Origin of the sequence: Photobacterium piscicola, assembly GCF_900166965.1 — a bacterium.
Lineage (GTDB): Bacteria > Pseudomonadota > Gammaproteobacteria > Enterobacterales > Vibrionaceae > Photobacterium > Photobacterium piscicola.
In genome coordinates this window covers 1-21,263 of sequence record NZ_FUZI01000015.1, presented here as the reverse complement: position 1 = coordinate 21,263, position 21,263 = coordinate 1, and the positions used below count along the sequence as shown (strand labels likewise).

General features: G+C 39.0%; 15 protein-coding genes. 7 read left to right on the top strand and 8 right to left on the bottom strand.

Translation table 11 applies throughout. From position 1 onward, the window contains the following. Positions 1-78: 78 nt before the first annotated feature. Entirely contained in the window at positions 79-495 is a 417-nt protein-coding gene (locus CZ809_RS19355) for a hypothetical protein (protein WP_080159160.1), read from the top strand. A 6-nt stretch (positions 496-501) separates the two neighbouring features. On the opposite strand, the gene CZ809_RS19350 is transcribed toward CZ809_RS19355, so the two are convergent. Continuing rightward, positions 502-1,704 carry an MFS transporter gene (locus CZ809_RS19350; protein ID WP_080159159.1) on the bottom strand — a complete coding sequence of 401 codons (1,203 nt, stop codon included), beginning with the start codon at positions 1,702-1,704 and terminating at the stop codon, positions 502-504. Between the two features lie 160 nt (positions 1,705-1,864). Between CZ809_RS19350 and CZ809_RS19345 the strand changes: the two genes are divergently transcribed. Both CZ809_RS19345 and dcuC read left to right on the top strand, forming a co-directional pair. Next, positions 1,865-2,740, top strand: coding sequence for a LysR family transcriptional regulator (locus CZ809_RS19345; RefSeq protein WP_080159158.1), 876 nt, complete (start codon positions 1,865-1,867; stop codon positions 2,738-2,740). Between the two features lie 252 nt (positions 2,741-2,992). Further along, positions 2,993-4,360: an anaerobic C4-dicarboxylate transporter DcuC gene (gene dcuC, locus CZ809_RS19340; protein WP_080159157.1), complete on the top strand. Its 1,368-nt coding sequence runs from the start codon at positions 2,993-2,995 to the stop codon at positions 4,358-4,360. A gap of 160 nt (positions 4,361-4,520) precedes the next feature. Here dcuC and CZ809_RS19335 read toward each other — a convergent pair whose 3' ends face one another. The 3 genes from CZ809_RS19335 to CZ809_RS19325 all read right to left on the bottom strand — a co-directional run bounded on the left by CZ809_RS19335 (position 4,521) and on the right by CZ809_RS19325 (position 7,886). Further along, entirely contained in the window at positions 4,521-6,701 is a 2,181-nt protein-coding gene (locus CZ809_RS19335) for an FUSC family protein (protein WP_080159156.1), read from the bottom strand. Further along, a complete protein-coding gene (locus tag CZ809_RS19330; RefSeq protein ID WP_080159155.1) occupies positions 6,698-7,603 on the bottom strand; it encodes an efflux RND transporter periplasmic adaptor subunit in 906 nt (301 codons plus the stop codon). Before CZ809_RS19330 ends, CZ809_RS19335 begins: the two co-directional genes overlap by 4 nt. A gap of 67 nt (positions 7,604-7,670) precedes the next feature. Then, entirely contained in the window at positions 7,671-7,886 is a 216-nt protein-coding gene (locus tag CZ809_RS19325) for a DUF1656 domain-containing protein (protein ID WP_080159154.1), read from the bottom strand. Between the two features lie 172 nt (positions 7,887-8,058). Between CZ809_RS19325 and CZ809_RS19320 the strand changes: the two genes are divergently transcribed. Then, on the top strand, positions 8,059-8,961 hold the full coding sequence (locus tag CZ809_RS19320) for a LysR family transcriptional regulator (protein WP_080159153.1): 903 nt from the start codon (positions 8,059-8,061) through the stop codon (positions 8,959-8,961). Between the two features lie 92 nt (positions 8,962-9,053). Here the strand turns inward: CZ809_RS19320 and CZ809_RS19315 are convergent, their stop codons facing one another. After that, entirely contained in the window at positions 9,054-9,824 is a 771-nt protein-coding gene (locus tag CZ809_RS19315; protein ID WP_080159198.1) for a ribonuclease H family protein, read from the bottom strand. Positions 9,825-10,040: 216 nt separating this feature from the next. Here CZ809_RS19315 and CZ809_RS19310 point away from each other — a divergent pair, with 216 nt between their 5' ends. The 3 genes from CZ809_RS19310 (at position 10,041) to CZ809_RS19300 (ending at position 15,097) form a co-directional block, all read left to right on the top strand. Continuing rightward, positions 10,041-11,282, top strand: coding sequence for a mechanosensitive ion channel family protein (locus CZ809_RS19310; protein WP_080159152.1), 1,242 nt, complete (start codon positions 10,041-10,043; stop codon positions 11,280-11,282). Between the two features lie 225 nt (positions 11,283-11,507). After that, entirely contained in the window at positions 11,508-13,886 is a 2,379-nt protein-coding gene (locus tag CZ809_RS19305; RefSeq protein WP_080159151.1) for a YgiQ family radical SAM protein, read from the top strand. Between the two features lie 191 nt (positions 13,887-14,077). Then, positions 14,078-15,097, top strand: a complete 1,020-nt coding sequence (locus tag CZ809_RS19300) for a phospholipase A (protein ID WP_107275721.1) — start codon at positions 14,078-14,080, stop codon at positions 15,095-15,097. On the opposite strand, the gene CZ809_RS21280 is transcribed toward CZ809_RS19300, so the two are convergent. From CZ809_RS21280 to CZ809_RS19290, 3 genes are all read right to left on the bottom strand, one after another. Next, the gene (locus tag CZ809_RS21280) at positions 15,094-15,249 is read right to left on the bottom strand and encodes a hypothetical protein (RefSeq protein WP_162841613.1); all 156 of its coding nucleotides are present in this window, start codon (positions 15,247-15,249) and stop codon (positions 15,094-15,096) included. The two genes, CZ809_RS19300 and CZ809_RS21280, sit on opposite strands and share 4 nt — an antisense overlap. 160 nt (positions 15,250-15,409) lie before the next feature. Continuing rightward, the gene (locus CZ809_RS19295; RefSeq protein WP_080159150.1) at positions 15,410-16,156 is read right to left on the bottom strand and encodes a DUF2884 family protein; all 747 of its coding nucleotides are present in this window, start codon (positions 16,154-16,156) and stop codon (positions 15,410-15,412) included. Positions 16,157-16,221: 65 nt separating this feature from the next. Further along, positions 16,222-21,263, bottom strand: a 5,042-nt coding sequence (locus CZ809_RS19290; protein WP_144396212.1) for an Ig-like domain-containing protein, incomplete at its 5' end; no start/stop codon positions are given.

Here is a 21,263-nt window from a genome sequence, read left to right as displayed (position 1 = left end):
CGATTAAATACTGCGTTCTTTTAACTCGTGCAATAGCTAACACGAGATCGGTTCATCAAAGATATAAGAAGTCATATTATGTTATACATCAAACAATTAGGTTTGCTCTTTGTCACCCTCATTTTAAGTAGCTGCTCGTTTATGGCCATTGCTGCAGATAGCCATGAAACGATCCACTTTAAAACAGGGGCCACCAGCGGTGAATATGTCGCAACAACAGCGGGCTATGATGTCAATAACTATGTTTTTTATGCCCAAAAAGGCCAGCATTTAAACGTTACTCTTGATACTAAAAGCACAAAATTATGGGTCGTGCTCTTAGACGAAAAACTTGAGAGACTTGCCGATTTAACTCCATTTTCAGCAGATCTAAATGATAAAGGTGATTATGTATTACCTTATAGCGGTAAATACAGTGTTCGTATTGGTCAATACCGTGCCTTTGCTCGTCGAGGCGAAAGCAGCCATTATAAATTGATTATCAGTATTGATTGATCGTTATTAATTCGGCTGTAATTCTAAAACGGACTGCTGTTTCGCTTTAATTAATAGTCCACAACAAACAAACATCAGCATATATAACAAAGAGCCACCAATCACAACGGTATCCCAACCACCATGTAGCCAACAATATATCAAGAAGAAACCGCCTAAACTGCCACCAATGTAATAGTGGACTAAATACAACGCAGTGGCGGTTGCCTTCGCAACTTTAGCATGCTGACTTACCCAAGCATACGCTAATGAATGAGTAAAAAATGCGCCAGAGCTTAACAATAATAAGCTAATAAATATTGTAATACGCGATTCAACTAACCCTAGCCACATTCCAACTAAACTTAAAACACCCCCTAAAATCATGCCTGATAATGGGCTATATTTACTCGCCCAACGCCCACTCAAACGCGATGTTATGGTACCAGTGAGGTAACAAAGGAAGATTAATGACGCCCAACTTAAAGGTAAATTAAACGGTGCAGCAACCAATCTAAATCCTGTCACTGAATAAAGGTTAACAAATAAAGCAAAATTAACCCCACCAATCAACATTGCTAACCATAATATCGGTTGTTTAATATGCGCAACCACTTGATAAGCATGAATACTAAGACGGTGATGATGATGAATAAAGTGTTGTTGTGGCGGTAGTAATTTAATCACAATAAGCGCCCCAATGAGACTCATTACAGCCATACCCAACACAGCCCAATGCCAACCTAATTGTTCCCCTATAATACCGCCATATAATCGTCCTGCTATTCCACCTAATGAATTAGCGCTGATATAACCACCAACCGCGAGCATTAATGCTTTAGGACTAAATTCTTCTGCCATATAAGCAACAGCAACAGCAACATAACCAGCGACTGATATTCCCATTACCGCACGAGCTAAGGTCAGTGCAAACAAATCATGAGTAAACATCATTGCAATACCAACGATGGGCATCAGCAATAAACTGATCACCATAATAATGCGTCGTCCAACAATTTCTGATGCAATTGCCCACGGAATAAGACATACCGCTAACATTAATGTTGTTGCCGCCAATACCCAATTAATCTGAGTAGCAGACACTGCAAATTCCGTCGCCATTAATGGCAACAACGGCTGGAACAAATACAAATTACAAAAAACGATAAAAGAGCCTAATGCCAATGCAAAACTGGTTTTCTTATAAGCTAATGTATTTGTTTCTATCATGATTTCACCACTAAAAAAGATCCATGTTTAGTGTGCACATTATTAAGCGCACAATGTTGCATTTGATAAGACTAAACATAACGTGACAAAACGATAACAACAGCAGCATAATAAAGAAAATATATAATTAATATCACGGCAATAACTAAAGACTATAGCTATGGATACTCGTTTACTGACTTATTTTACGCAATTAGCGGTGACTAAAAACTTTACTCGTGCCGCTGAACAATTACATATTGCGCAGCCTGCTCTAAGCGTTGCTATAAAAAAATTAGAGCAACAATTAGATCTAACATTATTTTATCGAAATGAGCGTAAAGTCACACTGACTCAAGAAGGTGAAGTATTACTGGTACATGCGAAACAAATTCTACAAAAAATAGATGATGCGACACTCGCAATGAAAGAGTTGCGCGGCTTAGAAAAAGGAGAAGTAAGACTAGGTGTACCTAGCATGTTGGGATCGTATTTTTTCCCTCAAATATTAATGGGGTTTAAAAGCCACTATCCTAATTTAAAATTGACCATTGTCGAAGCGGGAACGCAATCTATTCGGCAAATGCTTATTGATGGTGAACTAGATTTAGGCGTTATTATTAATCATAACGTTCCCTCGACGTTACATATCGAACATCTTTTACGTTCACAGATGGTCGCTGTAGTCAGTGAACAACACGACTTTTCTACAAAAAAAAGCCTAAGTTTTGATGATTTTTTTGGACAAGAGTTAGTTGCATTTAAGTCAGGTTATTTCCATCGTGAAATGTTAGATCATGTCTGTGAACAACATAACTTAACGCCTAAAATTTCATTTGAAACCAACTTATTACCAATGATTTTGCAAATTGTTCGTCATGATTTTGCCATTACAGCACTGCTTGAATTAGTCACCGATCATGAACCACATCTGACCCCCATCCCTTTTTCAGATCCGATCCAATTAGACCTTGCTATGGCATGGCGTAAACAAGGTTATTTATCACTAGCCGATAAAGCTTTCATTGAATATGTAAAACAACAATGCCAACAATAAAGGAATGAATGTAAAAAACACATTTCACAAGGCTAAATTTAACAGATAAAAAACAGTTAACTGCTAGTTTTTATTTAAAAACAAAACCAAACCATTAACATTATCAATAAAAATATGGATGAGATCATATATTGATCGGTTAACAGTCGTTCATAAGCTTTTTTTTCGCTACATTACTCACGTAATTTATGAAAAACAAACTGAAAAACGTCATAAATACACATATTTTTATTTTTAAGGAGAGGAGTTTCCATGACGGAATTGTTAATTGGGCTGGTGATCACCATTGCCGTTGGCTATTACATAGTAAAAGGATATAAAGCCGCAGGTGTACTGCTTGTTGCTGGTATTCTTTTATTAATTTTAGCAGGATTTTTAGGACACACGGTATTACCAAAAGGCATCACATCGACAGGAAATCTACTAACAGATTCGCTTGAGTATGTTAAATATATGCTCCAATACCGTAATGGTGGCCTTGGTTTACAAATTATGTTGCTATGTGGTTTCGCTACATATATGACCCATATTGGCGCTAACAATGTTGTAGTAAAACAATTTTCAAAACCTCTTTCTTTTATTAAATCACCTTATGTTTTATTAGTTGCGGCTTATATTGTTGCCTGTCTAATGTCATTAGCAGTAAGCTCGGCAACAGGTCTTGGGGTGCTATTAATGGCAACCTTATTCCCAATGATGACCGCAATGGGTATTTCTCGCCCAGCAGCCGCTGCTGTATGTGCCTCACCTGCCGCAATCATTCTTTCACCAACCTCTGGTGATGTAATTGTGGCCGCTGAAAAATCAGGCTTACCATTACATGTTTTTGCAGTAGAAACCGTATTACCAGTTTCTATCTGTGCCATTATCGTGATGTCAGTCGCGGCTTTTTTCTGGAACAAATACCTTGATAAGAAAAATAATACGCCAATGGAAAAGTTGGATATTTCTGAAATAGAAGTCAAAGCACCAGCTTATTACGCTATTTTGCCCTTCTTACCTATTGTTGGTGTTTTTCTGTTCAACGGTGAAACCATTCCAGGTCTAACTCTTGATATTTATACTATTGTAGTACTTTCTATTGTCATTGGTGCCGTGGTTGATTTCCTAACAAGTCGTTTCAATGGTAAAGAAACCCTTGAAAACCTTGAAGCTTGTTACGCCGGTATGGGTGATGCTTTTAAAGGCGTTGTGATGTTATTGGTCGCTGCAGGTGTATTTGCGCAAGGCTTAATGTCAATTGGAGCAATTGATAACCTACTCGCTCTTGCTGATAAAGCAGGCGCTGGCGGCGTGGCACTGATGCTATTACTAACAGCGTTAACGGTTGCTGCTGCAATTGCAACAGGTTCAGGTAATGCACCTTTCTATGCTTTTGTTGAGTTAGCGCCACAGTTGGCGGTTAAGCTTGGTTTAAGTCCTGCATTCTTGATTATTCCAATGCTACAAGCATCAAACTTAGGTCGTACTATTTCACCGGTATCAGGTGTTATTGTTGCAACATCGGGTATGGCACAAATCAGTCCATTTGAAGTCGTTAAGCGTACTGTGGTTCCGGTGCTCTGTGGCCTCGTTACCGTTATTATCGGCACGATGATATTAGTACCTATGTACGCTTAATAATTATTACAGCGTAATTTAACGAACGAAGCCCACTGATAATATATTCTCAGTGGGCTTTTTATATGGCATCACTCACAACCGACAGCCGTTATAACAATATTTTTCTTTTCTGTTATTACACACTATTTTATTGCACGCATTAGTTGAACAATATCATTTACAATGCAAATTGCGTAAATTTTAATTGATATAAAGACTGTTCCATTACTTGCTTAGAGACATTATCAAGAGACGCAATAAAGAGCAAAAGAGATGTAATTAATTGATACGTTTTATCCATTTCATCTTGAGTAAACTGACCATACAACGATGGTAATTTCCCTCGATAGTCTGTTAATTTAACCTGCAATACGGTTAATTTAGAGGCGTGTATTGTTGAAATGTTTTCACAGATCATTGTAATCCCTGTGATCGTAATAAGTTCTTGAACACACTCAACAATAAATATATCAATATTTTCATTATATTGCGTTGCTTGCCATTGTTCATAGCTATCTGTAAATGAACGATAATAAAAACACGACCGATAACCCAAATTAAGTAATGTAGTTACCTGCGCTTTATCAATCTGTTCATAATTTACCCAATTAATCTTCGTGCTTGCCATTTCTGCAAGCGATACCGCTTGTACTGGTGCAGAAATACTTAATGAAAAGAATTTATTGGTATTTTTATTAACCAGTTTTTTTAATCCGAAATGTAATCGAATTCGAAATTGACTAAGCTGACGTAAAAACACATATTCAGGCTGACTTGAATAGATACCATTATAAACCCAAAAAATAACCAACAAACCGATAAATAGTAGCAGTATTGTTAACAGTGATGTTTCAACACTGTATGTTGGCACTAATTGAATCGCGCTGGTTGTCATCAACATCAAATTTTGACAACCTAATAACCGATGGAAGACTTGTTGAGGTTGGTTAAAATAAAACCAAAGTACAAAGACATTAATAAAATAAAATAACCCTAATTGCCAAATCTGACTTAAATGAGGCAGAATAAAAATATATTGCAATAATGCTAATACTGACCAAACGATCATATGCATTAATATATAGCGAGGGCTCACAAAGGGTAACGATAAAGCAACACTACCAAAAATAAGGCTTAACATAACTACCATTACTCCCCCTTGCATGGGAATAAAAAGCCACAAACCAACGCTGATCCAAAAAATCACTAATATCTTAAAAACGTTAATAAGCCGTTCTGAATCTAAAGATATATTAAACAAAGCAGATGATGCTTTCTTGGTTGTTTTTATCTTTGATGGACTTTCACTCAAAATTGCTTGAGTTAAATGTTGGTATATCGACGCTTGTAGCGTATCCATCTTCACTAAATTTTGTGCCAACATCATAAAAGCGCCATGATGTAATTCTTTATGATGAAGTAATGATGGCAATGAAAACTGATCCACTGATAAAGTATTCTCTACCATATGCTGACGAATACAATTATTGGTCGCTTGTGGATTTTCAACGACATAACTTAATAATGTGATTGTATTTACATATCTATTTTTGAGCGCTGTTAATGCCACTATTAACTGCTGCTTTTGTTCTGTAGTAAACCGTTCTTCAATAAGATTAATCGCTTCAGATAAATGCCCACCAAGTAGAACCCATTGATTTTGTTCATCTCTGATGGTTTCCCATATAGGAAATTCACTGTTTATTTGATAACTATCCGTTTTTGCAGCTTGTAGTAAATCATCAATACGGGCTAAATATTTTAAGCTATCACTCCAAGAAACATTACGGCTTAACATTTCATTAGATTGAATATCTATAATCGCTTGTTCTATCTTTTCTTGCTTAGTTCTAGCATTACTTAATAATGTGTTAAGCAATACTACGCGACTAGATACAGGGCTAAAAAGACTAAAAACAAAACTAAAACAAATAACACCAAGAATAGTTTCTTGTAGTCTCAGCGCTGCAATATCAAAGGTTTGTTCTGCTGATAATTTCCCCATCACAATAATGACGCATGACACCATCAACCCGATAGTCCACGCATAGCCATTTTTAGGATTCGTCTGTTGATAGATGCACACAGCAATAATCAAAGAATAAGCCAGCAATAAAGCTAATGGATGCTGCGCAAATAAATCAACTAAAACAAAAGCAATAATAACGCCAGCAAACGTACCAATAATTCGGTGGCGACCTTTTTTTAAAGAATGACCATTGGTTTCTGTTGCAGCCATTACAATCACCGCAAAAGCAGCCCAATAAGGCTTATTCCACCCCAAAGCTAAAGCAATGACGATGGATAGCGTTAAAGCTGTAGCAACTTTTAATGGCATTACCCAGCGTCTTGTAGTCATATCATTCCCTTAACCATTTTAATTAAGCTCTGATTTTTTTGTTTTTTATGAATAACAATAGAAGCAGAAGAACCAATACGGAATTGAATACCATCAGGGATATGATCTAAATGAATTTGAACGGGAATACGTTGAGCTAAACGGATCCATTGAAATGTTGGGCTCACATTAGGCAACAAAGAAAGCCCTGTACTCCCATTTTTATGAGAAATACCGTAACCAATACTCTCAACTAAGCCTTTTAACGGTTGATCGCCATATGCCATTAACGTTACTGTTGCTTTATCACCTGAGGCAACATCTTTAATATCCGTTTCTTTAAAAAAGCCCTCAACCCAAAAACTATGCTTATCAATAAGAGCGACTACTGGCTGGTTAGCGACAACTTGAGAGCCGATATTTAAATTTAGATTAGTAATATAGCCATCAACAGGAGCGATCACTTGGGTAAAACTTAAATCTAATTTACTTTGATCATATGCTGCTTGAGCTGCTTCAACGCCCGCTTGAGCTAATGTCACTGAAATTTTCTGTTGTACTAATGTCATTTCAGAAATAGCACCAGGTTGGCGTTGTATTAATTCGCGCTCTCTCGTTGCTTCATCTTGTGCTCGTTGTAATTGTGCTTTTGTTTGATCTAGATTTCCCTTCGCTTTTTCTACAGCGATTTTATAAGGTCGAGGATCAACAACAAAGAGGACTTGGCCTGCTTTTACTTCACTATTATCTTTTATATTTAAGCTAATAATTGGACCGGTAACACGCGGAGTAATTTGTACTATTTGCGCACGAACTAAGCCATCTCGTGTCCACGGATTTATAATATATTGTTGATATTTCCAGCCAATTGCAGCAAGCGCAATAATGACGAAACTACTAGTAATAAATAAGCGTTTAAACATGGTTATCTCTATTATATTCAAATTACCACAGAGTATTAGAACGATCTCTTAACATAGTTTGAAATCATTATGACGGAAAAATAAACGTACTAATGAGCACGGTATAAATAACTGCAATCGATAACTCAACTAACGGCGGGTTTGATACATATCGATACCATTTAACCGTATTAAAAAGACGGACAGTTAAAGAGGTACAAATAATTGCGATAAAACCTGAAATCAGAAGAGGCGGGAAGTAAATTTCTCCGATAGCAATCTCTTTAGGTACGAGATTTAGCATGGTTGTTGTCCGCTACTGTGAGTTTATATATAAGTAATAAAAATTTTATTTACAATAAAACGTGATGATAGTCATATTATTGGCTTAGATAAATATCCGAATAGGGAATACAATCACAACTGTGAGTTTCTAATAATAGAAATTATCATTGATTTTGGTTAGGAATCATTCAATGGATCGTATAACAAGTATTGAGATTTTTGTAAGAGCGGTTGAGTTAGGTTCATTTGCGGCAGTAGCAGAAGAGCGTGATATTAGTGCACAAATGGTAGGCAAGCATATTCATGGCTTAGAAACATCATTAGGTGTTAAATTACTCGCTAAATCAACACGTTTTCAAGCATTAACCACTGCTGGCGAACAATTTCACCTACGGTGTATTAATATTCTATCGGAGCTAAAAGCAGCTCAAGAAGACATCTATCTAGATCTCAATGAACCGATGGGTAAACTAAAAATATATTGCGGTGTCAATTTAGGTATTAGCCTACTCTCCCCTTTATTAGGTAAATTTATTCAACAATATCCGCAATTAGAGATTGATTTAACATTAGATAATAATCCACCAGATATTTATCGTGATGGTTATGATCTTATTTTCCATGATCGAATTGAGGGATATGAATTTTTAGTCGGCCACCAAATTTGTAGCTACGATATGGTCGCATGTGCGACACCTGAATATTTACAGCAACATGGCATACCACTAGAACCCAAAGCATTAGAGCATCACCAATGTTTAAGACACACAACGGCTTATCATGCCCATCGTTGGTGCTTTAAAAACGCAGCTGGTGATTATTTTTCACCACGTATTTCATCTCGATTTACGATCAATAGTGGACAAGCGATGCTAGCGGCGGCAATGGAAGGTACAGGAATTACAATACAGCCCTACTTTCAAGTTCAAGCTGCGTTAGATTCAGGGGAATTAGTACAAGTGTTAACAGATTATCAATTGCCAAAAATTGAGTTGTTTATGCTTTATAAGCCGTCATTACGACAAACGTCTCGACTAACGTTATTAAATGATTTTCTACAAAGAGAAATAAACAACCAATTAAATATTAAATAGTTATCTACGTTAATAAAAATAACTCAATTACAAATTATTCCGTTAACACTACGATTAATTTATAACTGAGCAATAAATATTCCAACGCTTAATTAACCTGCACGAAGTGCAAGTAAAGTAGGTAAATCATAAGGTGGTTGATATAAACAAAAATCAATAACTTTAGTATCGACGGCTAAAATTGACATTCGATCTGCAAGTTCATTGCCTTCAATACCAACATGACCATTAACATGGTAGATCACAAGCTGTGATTTTAGTGCTTGGTAACGGGCAAACATTTGTTGAATTAATGCTAAGTTTTTGATTTCCCCTCCCGCTTTTTTCCAACCATTTTTTTTCCATGTTATCGCCCATTGAGTAATACATTGAATCGAATATTTTGAATCACAAAAAATCGCTACTGTAGGCCCTTGTGTCAAAGCTTGTTCGGCTAAAATCAGAGCTTGATTAAGTGCATTTAACTCAGCGGTATTATTAGTTCCCATTGGCTCATATAGGCCATACCATAACTCACTTAGTTGATTATTAAGGTATAACGCCAATCCTGATCCCGCTTTACCAGGATTAGGATCACAACCACCATCTGTGAAAATTTTAATTTCCGCGGTTAATGCATGAACTTGTTCACTGGTTAATGACCCTTTACTTACGGTGGTGCGTTTTGCTGATGCTTTTTTAACTTGTGGTGATGAACCAGAGATCTGTGCAGGTTTTCCAAAAGCCGCGACTGCTTCAGCTTGGGTTGGAAATGATTTATATCGTGCCCCTGCAAATTTATCCACTTGCTGCTTACAACTTACCCAATCACTGTAAATTCCTGGTTCACGACCGCTCCAAACAACATAATATTTTTTGGCCACCATTTTCTCCACACTCTCTTTAATATCGTACTGCTTGTTCAAGCGAACATACAGACTTGGTATTCTAAGATTCTACCACTAATGTACCTTTCTGATTATGCTAAGATAAACATCACTATAAAAAAGTACTCGTATTCACCGTCGATTGTGTTCCCAAACCAATGACGATATCGAGCCATGTATATTTTTATTCACAGGTGAGTTTGGAGTTCCATTTTGAGTCATAAAATACGCTTGGACATTGCCAATGGCATGTCACAGCTTGGGATTAATGTTCAACCACAAGACAGCATTTCAACAGCCATCTTCATGGTGCTTTGTTGTGTGGTTGCCTTTTTAGCTTATGTCTTTGTTCGCTGGGGATTACTCGCGATATTACGTTCCGCTATTAAACGTTCCCAAGCGACATGGGGGCACGTTATGGTGCGGCACAAAGTCTTTGAAAAGCTATCATTAACCATCCCTGCAATGGTGCTCAATCTGGTTATACCGCTGGTCTTAGATAAACATGCGATCCTGAGTAGTTTTATTGACAGAACATTAAGTCTATGGCTTATTATTGTATTAGTAAGAAGTACTTATGCCTTCCTTGATGCCACTAATGATATGGCAGATATTAATCAAATAAGTCGAAATTTACCGGTAAAAAGCTTTGTGCAACTATCAAAACTCATTATCTTTTTTATCGGGTTTATTATTGCGATTTCAGTGCTGACTAATCGCTCACCAATTTACTTTTTAAGTGGCCTTGGTGTTGCGACAGGTTTAGTGTTATTAGTCTTCCGCGATACTATTTTAGGTTTTGTTGCAGGTATTCAGCTATCAGCCAACCAAATGGTCAAGGTCGGTGATTGGATTCAAATGGATAAATATGGTGCAAATGGCAGTATTGATGAGGTTTCTTTAACAACCGTTAAAGTAAAAAACTGGGATAATACCGTAACCAATATTCCTGCTTATGCCCTCGTACAAGATTCATTTATTAACTGGCGTCAGATGCAAGAATCTGGTGGACGTCGCATTAAGCGTTCAATTTTAATTGATATCGAAACCATTAAATTCATTGATGAGCAGCAACAGCAACAATTATCAACTATCCCTTATGTGGCGGATTTTATCGCAAAAAGAAACGCAGAAATTGTGACAGGTGATGCTCATGCACTTCAATTAACCAACATCACTGTCTTTCGAGCTTATTTAGAAGCTTACTTAAAACAAAATAATAAAATTCGCCAAGATATGACTTTTCTCGTACGCGAATTAGAGCCAAGTGCTCAAGGATTACCCGTTCAAATTTATGTTTTTGTTAATGATACACGTTGGGCTTTTTATGAAGCGGTTCAATCCGATATTTTTGATCACGTATTAGCTATTTTACCTCAATTTAATCTCGCGGTTTATCAAAGCCCTGACGGCTCAGATGTACGTAGTTTACTATCGCCGATAACATCAGCGTAATGCATCATTTATGACGTATTGAACGACTATATCCCTTAACGTCAATACGTCATTTATAACAAATAAAATCATTTTTTAACGACACCTATCACACAATAAACCGCTATAGTTAAGCGTCAGAATAGAGATTTATTAAAAACTTTGTTTAACATCAAGATTTATAATCACTAGCCAGCCTTTTTATGAGCCGCTATAATTCCCGCCTCAAAATATAGAGGTCAAAACATGCACACGAAAGTAACACCTATTGATAGCTATCCTAAGTATTGGGCTGAATGCTATGGCACAGCTCCATTCTTGCCAACATCTAGAAAAGAGATGGATGCTCTTGGCTGGGACAGCTGTGACATTATCATTGTTACTGGTGATGCCTATGTTGACCATCCTAGCTTTGGTATGGCCGTGATTGGTCGCCTACTTGAATCTCAAGGTTTTCGTGTTGGTATTATTGCGCAGCCTAAATGGGACAATAAAGATGACTTTATGGCGCTGGGTAAACCCAATCTTTATTTTGGTATAACCTCTGGCAACATGGATTCAATGATCAACCGTTATACCGCTGATCGTAAACTACGTAAAGATGATGCTTACACGCCTAATAATGAAGGCGGTAAACGTCCCGATCGTGCAGTATTAGTTTATTCTCAACGTTGTCGTGAAGCTTATAAAGAATCACCTATCGTTTTAGGCGGCATTGAAGCTAGCTTACGTCGTCTTGCTCACTATGATTACTGGTCAGACAAAGTTCGTCGTTCAGTATTAATGGATGCTAAAGCGGATATTTTATTATTTGGTAACGCTGAACGTGCGCTAGTTGAAGTATCGCACCGTATTGCCAATGGCGAAGATATTAAGTCATTAACTGATATTGCAGGCACTGCGGTAATGATCAAAGATATTCCTGAACGCTATCAGGAAATTGATTCATCACGCATTGAAAAACCTGGCCGTCCGATGGTAATGCAAAATCCATACGCTACCGAAGAAACATGTGCGTCTAATAAAGAAGAAAAAGAAAAACAGCCACAAGTTATTCATGTTCGCCCATCACGCCATGACGCTGAAAATACAGTAGTACGGTTGCCATCATATGAAAAATTAGCAAATGACCGTATTTTATATGCACATGCTAGTCGAGTAATGCACCTAGAAACTAACCCCTACTCTGGACGTGCATTAATTCAAAAACACGCTGATCGTGAATTATGGATCAACCGCGCACCGATTCCATTGTCGACTGAAGAAATGGACTTTGTATTTGGATTACCTTTCGCTCGTGTACCTCATCCAAGTTACGGCAAAGCAAAAATTCCTGCTTATGACATGATCAAAACCTCGGTTAATATCATGCGCGGCTGCTTTGGTGGCTGTTCATTCTGTTCAATTACCGAACACGAAGGCCGTATTATTCAAAACCGTTCTCAAGAATCAATTCTTAATGAACTAGAAGAAATTCGCGATAAAGTCCCTGGCTTTACTGGTACTATTTCTGATCTAGGTGGCCCAACGGCGAACATGTATCGTCTTGGTTGTTCAGATCCTAAAGCTGAAGCTAACTGTCGCCGACCATCATGTATTTTCCCTAAAATCTGTGAAAAACTAAACACTGATCATAAACATTTAATTGATTTATATCGTAATGCTCGCAATGTTAAAGGCATTAAAAAGATCATGATAGCTTCAGGTGTCCGTTATGATTTAGCGGTAGAATCACCAGAATATGTACGTGAACTTGTGACTCACCATGTGGGTGGCTACCTTAAAATTGCACCAGAACATACAGAGAAAGGTACACTTGATCTGATGATGAAGCCTGGTATGGGCACCTATGATCGCTTCAAATCGATGTTTGAGCAGTACAGCCAAGAAGCAGGGAAAAAACAATACCTTATTCCTTACTTTATTTCAGCGCACCCAGGTTCAACTGATGAAGACATGTTGAACTTAGCGTTATGGCTTAAACAAAACGATTATCAGTGTGATCAGGTCCAAAACTTCTACCCATCACCAATGTGTAATGCAACGGCAATGTACCACTCAGAAACAAACCCGTTGAAGAAAGTGAAATACAAAGGCCGTGAAGATTTATTTGTCGCTAAAGGTGAACGTCAACGCCGCCTTCATAAAGCGCTATTACGTTACCACGATCCACTCAACTGGCCTCTTATCCGTGATGCGTTAATTACCATGGGTAAAAAATATCTGATCGGTAATCGTCCTAACTGTTTAGTCCCAGACGCTGGCAGTGAAGCAGAAATGACACCAGCTGAACGTCGTGGTTCAGGTCGTCACGGTTCTAAACGTTTTGCAACCAAGAACCCGAATCAACCTGATATTCGCACTGATGGTAAACGCCCTCAGAGTAATCGTAATGGTAAGCCCGTTAATAATGGAAAACCACAGGCGAACAGCTCTCGTAATGGTAGTACGGCTAAAGCAGGCACTAACAGTAACCGTGGTGGCAGCAATAATAACACGACCAATACGAGTAATAATCGCAATGGTAAACCAGCTCAAGCAAGTGGCCGCCCAGCAAATCGTAATGGCAAACCTAGTGGTCAACGACCTAATGGAAAGCCAACACGTAGTCGTACAGGTGCCTAATTTACACTGAATATAAAACGCTAATGATTTAATAATAAACGCCGTCTTTTTTAAGACGGCGTTTTTGTTTTACAAATTTCTAACTTAATGTTATTCCTTTGGAAGATTTATTAGGTACACTAATGGAAACAAAAAAAACACACAGAATTAGTAACGTCTTATTTTCCATTTTTTAGGGATAACCCATCATTGTGAGATGCATTTATACCGTTTGCTTTACTTCTTCATTATTCATAGCAAGTACAGCTATTGCTAGTACATCTCCAGATTATGATGCTTGCCTGCTAAATGCCGTGAAAACACAAAATGGCACACTAACATTGAGTGACATTCGCTCTCATTGCTCTGACAATATAGCTAAAGCCGCGCCTGTCACGATTACAGCCCCTTCACAATCATCACCATCTCTTATGGCTCAACGATTACAAGATGAGCGAGATACTGCTTTAAATCGTTTTGTTATTACGCCACACCGTATGAATTATTTTCTTCCTATTGTAATGACAGACAACATTAATAACGCTGCATATAAAAACAGTGAATGGGCGGGGAAAATGAAAAATGCAGAAGCCGAATTTCAAATAAGTTTTAAAACACCGTTAAGTTATGATGACTTACTTATTCATAATGATGGTTTATTTGCCGCTTTTACATTGAAATCATATTGGCAAGTGTATGCCGAAGATATTTCACGTCCTTTTAGAGAAACCAACTATCGCCCTGAATTATTTTACCTCGCACCAACACCTTGGACACCTTTTGAAGCAAGCACATGGGTAACATTAGGCATCGAACACCAATCCAATGGTCGAACTCAAGGGTTATCTCGTAGTTGGAACCGTATTTACACCGATTTAATTGTTGAAAAAGGAAATTTTGTCTTCTCACTGCGTCCTTGGTGGCGTATACCTGAAGATAAAAAAGAAGATCCTTTATCGCCTAAAGGTGACGATAACCCAGATATCAGTGATTATATGGGGCACTATGAACTCAATGCTGTCTACAAATGGCAGGATTACGAATTTAGTTTTACTGGACGTCAAAACTTTGCAACTCATAAAGGTTATGGTGAATTTGGTCTAACTTTCCCTCTATGGGGTAAGTTACGAGGGTATACTAAATATTCGACGGGGTATGGTGAGAACCTAATTGATTATAATCATAAACAACAACGGTTAGGTATCGGTGTTGCATTAACGGATGTGCTCTAACGAAATAATTCAAATCCAATAAAAATGATCGCAGCAGAGCCTAATACGGCCACTAATCCCGTTACTATCTGGTTTTGCTGCGATTTAGATAGATACCGAATAACCCAATACGCGAAAGCTAGTAATCCAAAAATAACCAATAACTTGAACATTTTGCACTCCTTTAGCTTGAACTGACACTTTTATATACATTGATACAATAATGATTTACAGCTATTACTTTTTGATCTTATCTATAAAGTGTAGGTGCTTATCCCAATAAAAATAGCACCCTTAAGTGCTATTTTTATTATGGTTAAGCTTTGGTCGCAATTACATTTTAAACATAGGTATATTTTGCAACTGTGGAATTATTTGCTGAAGTTGTTGTTCTTGCTTTGCTAACCCTTCAATTGAACCACACAAATCATTGGCTTTAACTTTCATTTCACCACTATGCTGAGCCACAGTATCGGTGATCTGAGTCTTTAACTGTGAAAATTTTGTCTGCATCTGGCTAAAATCTACATCGCCATTTTTCATTTCATCAGCCAGTGCTGCTAATACACTTGATATCGATTCAACGGTTACTTGTTGCATTGCATTTTCAAATTCAGTTTTCCACGTCGTATCCATACTAGTAAATACATCAGCAGGCATCACAAATTCACCTTGCTGATTATAAAATTTATGCTGTGCTTGTTCACTTAATTGATTAACGAGTGCTTGCACTTTTGCAAATGCTGTTTGTGAATCAAAGCTATTTGATACATCTTTCAATACAGCTAAAGCTAACCCGGTTCCTTGTTGGGCCAATGCTGCCATTTGTGGTAAATAGGTCTGCATATCATCACTGTATACTGTTAATGCTTTTTGTTGCATCGCATTAAGATCAACCTGTTGACCATTAATAAATAAATTATTGTTATCATCAATCAATAATTTAGGTTTTCCTGCTTCATAAACAGAGACACTGCCTTTATCAATATGAATAGGGTTAGGCACATCAACAGGACAGCTCTGTGCATATACAGTTCCTGAACTTAATAATAGTAAACCGCCAATTAGCCCTTTTTTCATCACTATTTTCTCTTTATTTATAAAAAAGCAGCTAATTAAAGCTGCTTTTTCAAGTTAATTAGTCGTTAATTATTATTATCGACATGAAACGCATTATGGTTAAATAAGGATGACACAATATCAGCAGAAGATGCACCATCAGCTAAACCTAAGTCATTCTGTGGGTTAATATTTTCTAACACTATGTGTTGTGATTTACCGTCAAGGCTACTTACTTCAAGATTAACATTGCCTTTATTGTCTACATCAGCACTCACATGACTTAATAGATCATCCATCTTTAAACTAGCATTTTCATCATCAGTCAGTAAATCATGAATATTGATTTGATCTTTATCTAATTCAAAATCAGCAATGGTATCAGTATTTGCTACAGTAGAAAGCGACGTTTCATGCCATGTAAATACATCATCACCATGTCCACCCGTTAAAATATCGTTACCTTGCCCTGCAACTAGAATATCATTACCATCAAAACCAAATAATGATTCACCTTGATTATCAGCAGTTAAGGTATTGGCCTGTTGATTACCAAAATTATCGCTCAATTCAAGATTGCCGCTATTAAGTAACGCATCCAATTTATCTTCATTAGACATACTAGTTGCATTGTTACCAAAGAGATCATTATGGCTAATACCATTCAATATGATGTTTTGCACTACTTGATGTTGGTCATCAAAAATCTGAATTTCAGTATTGCCCTGTTGCTCAATAATATTCAACCGATTATTGAGATCATCCAAAGATTGAATATTTTTTACGTGTAATGAATCACCTAATTCAATAGTATCAATACCTTTTTCAAAATCCATGATAGTGTCAATTGCAGGTATAGCATCGGTACCAAAATTGTTTTCTGACCATAGGAAAGTATCTTTACCCTCTCCACCAATCAAATTATCATTACCAAAACCACCATTTAAAAAATCATTTCCAAGGCCACCATTTAAAGAATCATTACCACCATCACCGATAAGAATATCATTACCTTTACCTCCCGTTAAATGATCGTTACCACCATATGCATTATTACCAAATTTATCTAAATGATTTGCAATAAAATGGTTTAAATCGGAGGTAAGAACCTTATCAACATTTCCATCATAATCTTTATCTGCTAAATACTGCTTCAGTAAATTAGCGGGCTTAGTTGACTCATCATCACTCTTTGGTTCTTGATACGTCCCGCTAAGTAAACCGTCATCGTACATCCACTTGATATTCAGTGCATCACCGGCAAGCACATCGTTATCATCACTACCAATAATGGTGTCACTTCCTGGAATAAAATGCTGACCTATATCATGAAAGGCATTATTTAATTCATTTGCATTAGTAATCACTTGAGAATAACTTGGGGCTGTAGAATTATTATCATCATAACCCACGCCCAATTTTGCAATTTCATTTACTTGTGTTCCATCACCAGAAGGACCAACAGCAATAGAGACAATTTCTGTATTAGGTAAAAAATGTATTCCATTAGGATGGAATGAATCTTCATCTTTACCATCACTTAAAAAATAAACAATATTTCTTTCATTGCTGTCAACAATGTTTGCACTTGCCGCTTTTAATGCGCCTTCAAATTGCGTACCACCGCCAGCCGTAAGATTATTAATATAATTATTAATCAACACATTATGACTATTCACAAATTGATGTGTTTTTTCATCATAATGAAACGATTCATTTCCTTGCACTGAACCATTAAATGTCACTATATTAAATTTTAATAAACTTTTATCGTTGGTACTATCAAGGATACTCGTCGTTAAAGTGTCGTACGCTTGCTTTGTCATATCAAAAATAGACGGCAACGATTTAAATGTATGACTAAAGTCTACTCCATCTGACGACTTAATATAAATATCAGAATAACCGCCAGCGTCATATTGTAAGCCATCTTTAAGTTGATCGTACGTTACCGTTACCCAACCCTGAGAATTTGAAATTCGAGTACCATCAGCCGCTGTTAATTCTGAGTTACCCGCAACATAGATACGATAATAATCGGCTTTATGCCCTTCCACCGCATCTAGCGTTAATAAACGACCAAAAAACATACTGCCCGAAGTATCAATAACAAAATTCACATTTGTTGATGTTTCAACTACTTTTGCAGGATCTAAATCACCGATTAATAAGTCAGTACCAGCAGTGCCCGTTATAGTATTATCACCATTATTACCTTGAATAACAGCACCATCAATTTGATAAGCTTTCTCTGCAGTATCTGATGCCGTATGATTTGCACCATCAGAGGTTGTTACCGATGCATCTACAATTCGATCACTATCGTTTAGTAAAGCCTCACCATCAACATTAATTTGATAATGACCATCTTTTGCTTCACCCGTAAACTGTTGACCATCAATAGTCAATGTAACCGTATCACCATCCTTAACATCCTCACCAACAGAACCTTTAATGGTTACCGTACTCTTACCTTCAGCTTGAGTAACAATGTTATCGTCTGCAATAGAGTCAATAGTAACTAACGCACCAATGTCTACTGTATACGGCTCATCAGCTTCTGTTGTCACATTATGTGAACTATAAGATGTTGTAACACTTGCTATTGCCTTGTGGGCATGCAGGATATCAATACCAGCGATAGCAACGATCCAAGTAAGATCTGTCTGAACATGAGTAACATATTTATTACCATTAATTGTAACAGTAACTTCATCTCCTTCACGGGCTTGACCACCGACTTTTCCCGTGACATTTATTGTTTTCTCATGACCTTCTTGTTGAGTAATGATGTTATCGCCAGTGATCTTATCGATATCGATAGTCGCGTTAACATCCACCGTATAATTATGCTCAGCCGTGGCGGTTTTGCTGTTGCCTGCGGTATCAGTGGTGGTCACTGTTGCGCCAACATGATCCGTCTTCGCATCCAACAAGACCTTGCCATCAACAGACAAACGCCATGACTTATCCGCTTGTACTTCGGCGGTGCCTAACGTTTTACCATCAAGGGTCACTGTTACCCAATCGCCCGCTTTCACATCGCCGCCAACCGTACCGATGATCGCTTGGGACTGTTCAGAATCAGGTCCGGTTACATTATCATCGGTAGCAATCGAGGTAATAGTGATCGCTGCCGCAATGTCAGTATCAATGTTGTAAGGGTGATCGTCCGTCGCCGTGGCACTGTTGCCCGCCTCATCCGTGGTGGTGACGGTTGCCGTCACACTATCAGCCGTCGCACCGTCTAAAACACTGCCGTCGACTTCTGCCGTCCACGTTAACTTGCCGTCCTGCTCCACAACTTTTGTGGTGCCCACGGTTTGACCATCAACAACGACCGTAACGGTATCGCCGACTTTAACATCTGCGCCCACGGTACCCGTGACCGGGACTTTGCTGTGCGCTTCATCTGCGTTAATAACACCATCGGTAGCAATCGAGGTAATAGTGATCGCTGCCGCAATGTCAGTGTCAACGGTATAAATATGATCATCTGTCGCCGTGGCACTGTTGCCCGCCTCATCCGTGGTGGTGACGGTTGCCGTCACACTATCAGCCGTCGCACCGTCTAAAACACTGCCATCGACTTCTGCCGTCCACGTTAACTTGCCGTCCTGCTCCACAACTTTTGTGGTGCCCACGGTTTGACCATCAACAACGACCGTAACGGTATCGCCGACTTTAACATCTGCGCCCACGGTACCCGTAACAGGGACTTTGCTGTGCGCTTCTTCTGCGTTGATAACACCATCGGTAGCAATCGAGGTAATAGTGATCGCTGCCGCAATGTCAGTGTCAACGGTATAAATATGATCATCTGTCGCCGTGGCACTGTTGCCCGCCTCATCCGTGGTGGTGACGGTTGCCGTCACACTATCAGCCGTCGCACCGTCTAAAACACTGCCATCGACTTCTGCCGTCCACGTTAACTTGCCGTCCTGCTCCACAACTTTTGTGGTGCCCACGGTTTGACCATCAACAACGACCGTAACGGTATCGCCGACTTTAACATCTGCGCCCACGGTCCCCGTGACCGGGACTTTGCTGTGCGCTTCATCTGCGTTGATAACACCATCGGTAGCAATCGAGGTAATAGTGATCGCTGCCGCAATGTCAGTATCAATGTTGTAAGGGTGATCGTCCGTCGCGGTGGCACTGTTGCCCGCCTCATCCGTGGTGGTGACGGTTGCCGTCACACTATCAGCCGTCGCACCGTCTAAAACACTGCCATCGACTTCTGCCGTCCACGTTAACTTGCCGTCCTGCTCCACAACTTTTGTGGTACCCACGGTTTGACCATCAACAACGACCGTAACGGTATCGCCGACTTTAACATCTGCGCCCACGGTCCCCGTGACCGGGACTTTGCTGTGCGCTTCATCTGCGTTGATAACACCATCGGTAGCTATCGAGGTAATAGTGATCGTTGCCGCAATGTCAGTATCAATGTTGTAAGGATGATCGTCCGTCGCCGTGGCACTGTTGCCCGCCTCATCCGTGGTGGTGACGGTTGCCGTCACACTATCAGCCGTCGCACCGTCTAAAACACTGCCATCGACTTCTGCCGTCCACGTTAACTTGCCGTCCTGCTCCACAACTTTTGTGGTGCCCACGGTTTGACCATCAACAACGACCGTAACGGTATCGCCGACTTTAACATCTGCGCCCACGGTCCCCGTGACCGGGACTTTGCTGTGCGCTTCATCTGCGTTGATAACACCATCGGTAGCAATCGAGGTAATAGTGATCGCTGCCGCAATGTCAGTATCAATGTTGTAAGGGTGATCGTCCGTCGCGGTGGCACTGTTGCCCGCATCATCCGTGGTGGTGACGGTTGCCGTCACACTATCAGCCGTCGCACCGTCTAAAACACTGCCGTCGACTTCTGCCGTCCACGTTAACTTGCCGTCCTGCTCCACAACTTTTGTGGTACCCACGGTTTGACCATCAACAACAACCGTAACGGTATCGCCGACTTTAACATCTGCGCCCACGGTCCCCGTGACCGGGACTTTGCTGTGCGCTTCATCTGCGTTGATAACACCATCGGTAGCAATCGAGGTAATAGTGATCGTTGCCGCAATGTCAGTATCAATGTTGTAAATATGATCATCTGTCGCAGTAG

Coding starts and splice junctions, on each gene's coding strand:
- CZ809_RS19350 (WP_080159159.1), bottom strand. CDS start 1,704: ATGATAGAAACAAATACATTAGCTTATAAGAAAACCAGTTTTGCATTG.
- CZ809_RS19295 (WP_080159150.1), bottom strand. CDS start 16,156: ATGAAAAAAGGGCTAATTGGCGGTTTACTATTATTAAGTTCAGGAACT.
- CZ809_RS19305 (WP_080159151.1), top strand. CDS start 11,508: ATGCACACGAAAGTAACACCTATTGATAGCTATCCTAAGTATTGGGCT.
- CZ809_RS19320 (WP_080159153.1), top strand. CDS start 8,059: ATGGATCGTATAACAAGTATTGAGATTTTTGTAAGAGCGGTTGAGTTA.
- CZ809_RS19355 (WP_080159160.1), top strand. CDS start 79: ATGTTATACATCAAACAATTAGGTTTGCTCTTTGTCACCCTCATTTTA.
- CZ809_RS21280 (WP_162841613.1), bottom strand. CDS start 15,249: ATGTTCAAGTTATTGGTTATTTTTGGATTACTAGCTTTCGCGTATTGG.
- CZ809_RS19330 (WP_080159155.1), bottom strand. CDS start 7,603: ATGTTTAAACGCTTATTTATTACTAGTAGTTTCGTCATTATTGCGCTT.
- CZ809_RS19335 (WP_080159156.1), bottom strand. CDS start 6,701: ATGACTACAAGACGCTGGGTAATGCCATTAAAAGTTGCTACAGCTTTA.
- dcuC (WP_080159157.1), top strand. CDS start 2,993: ATGACGGAATTGTTAATTGGGCTGGTGATCACCATTGCCGTTGGCTAT.
- CZ809_RS19325 (WP_080159154.1), bottom strand. CDS start 7,886: ATGCTAAATCTCGTACCTAAAGAGATTGCTATCGGAGAAATTTACTTC.
- CZ809_RS19345 (WP_080159158.1), top strand. CDS start 1,865: ATGGATACTCGTTTACTGACTTATTTTACGCAATTAGCGGTGACTAAA.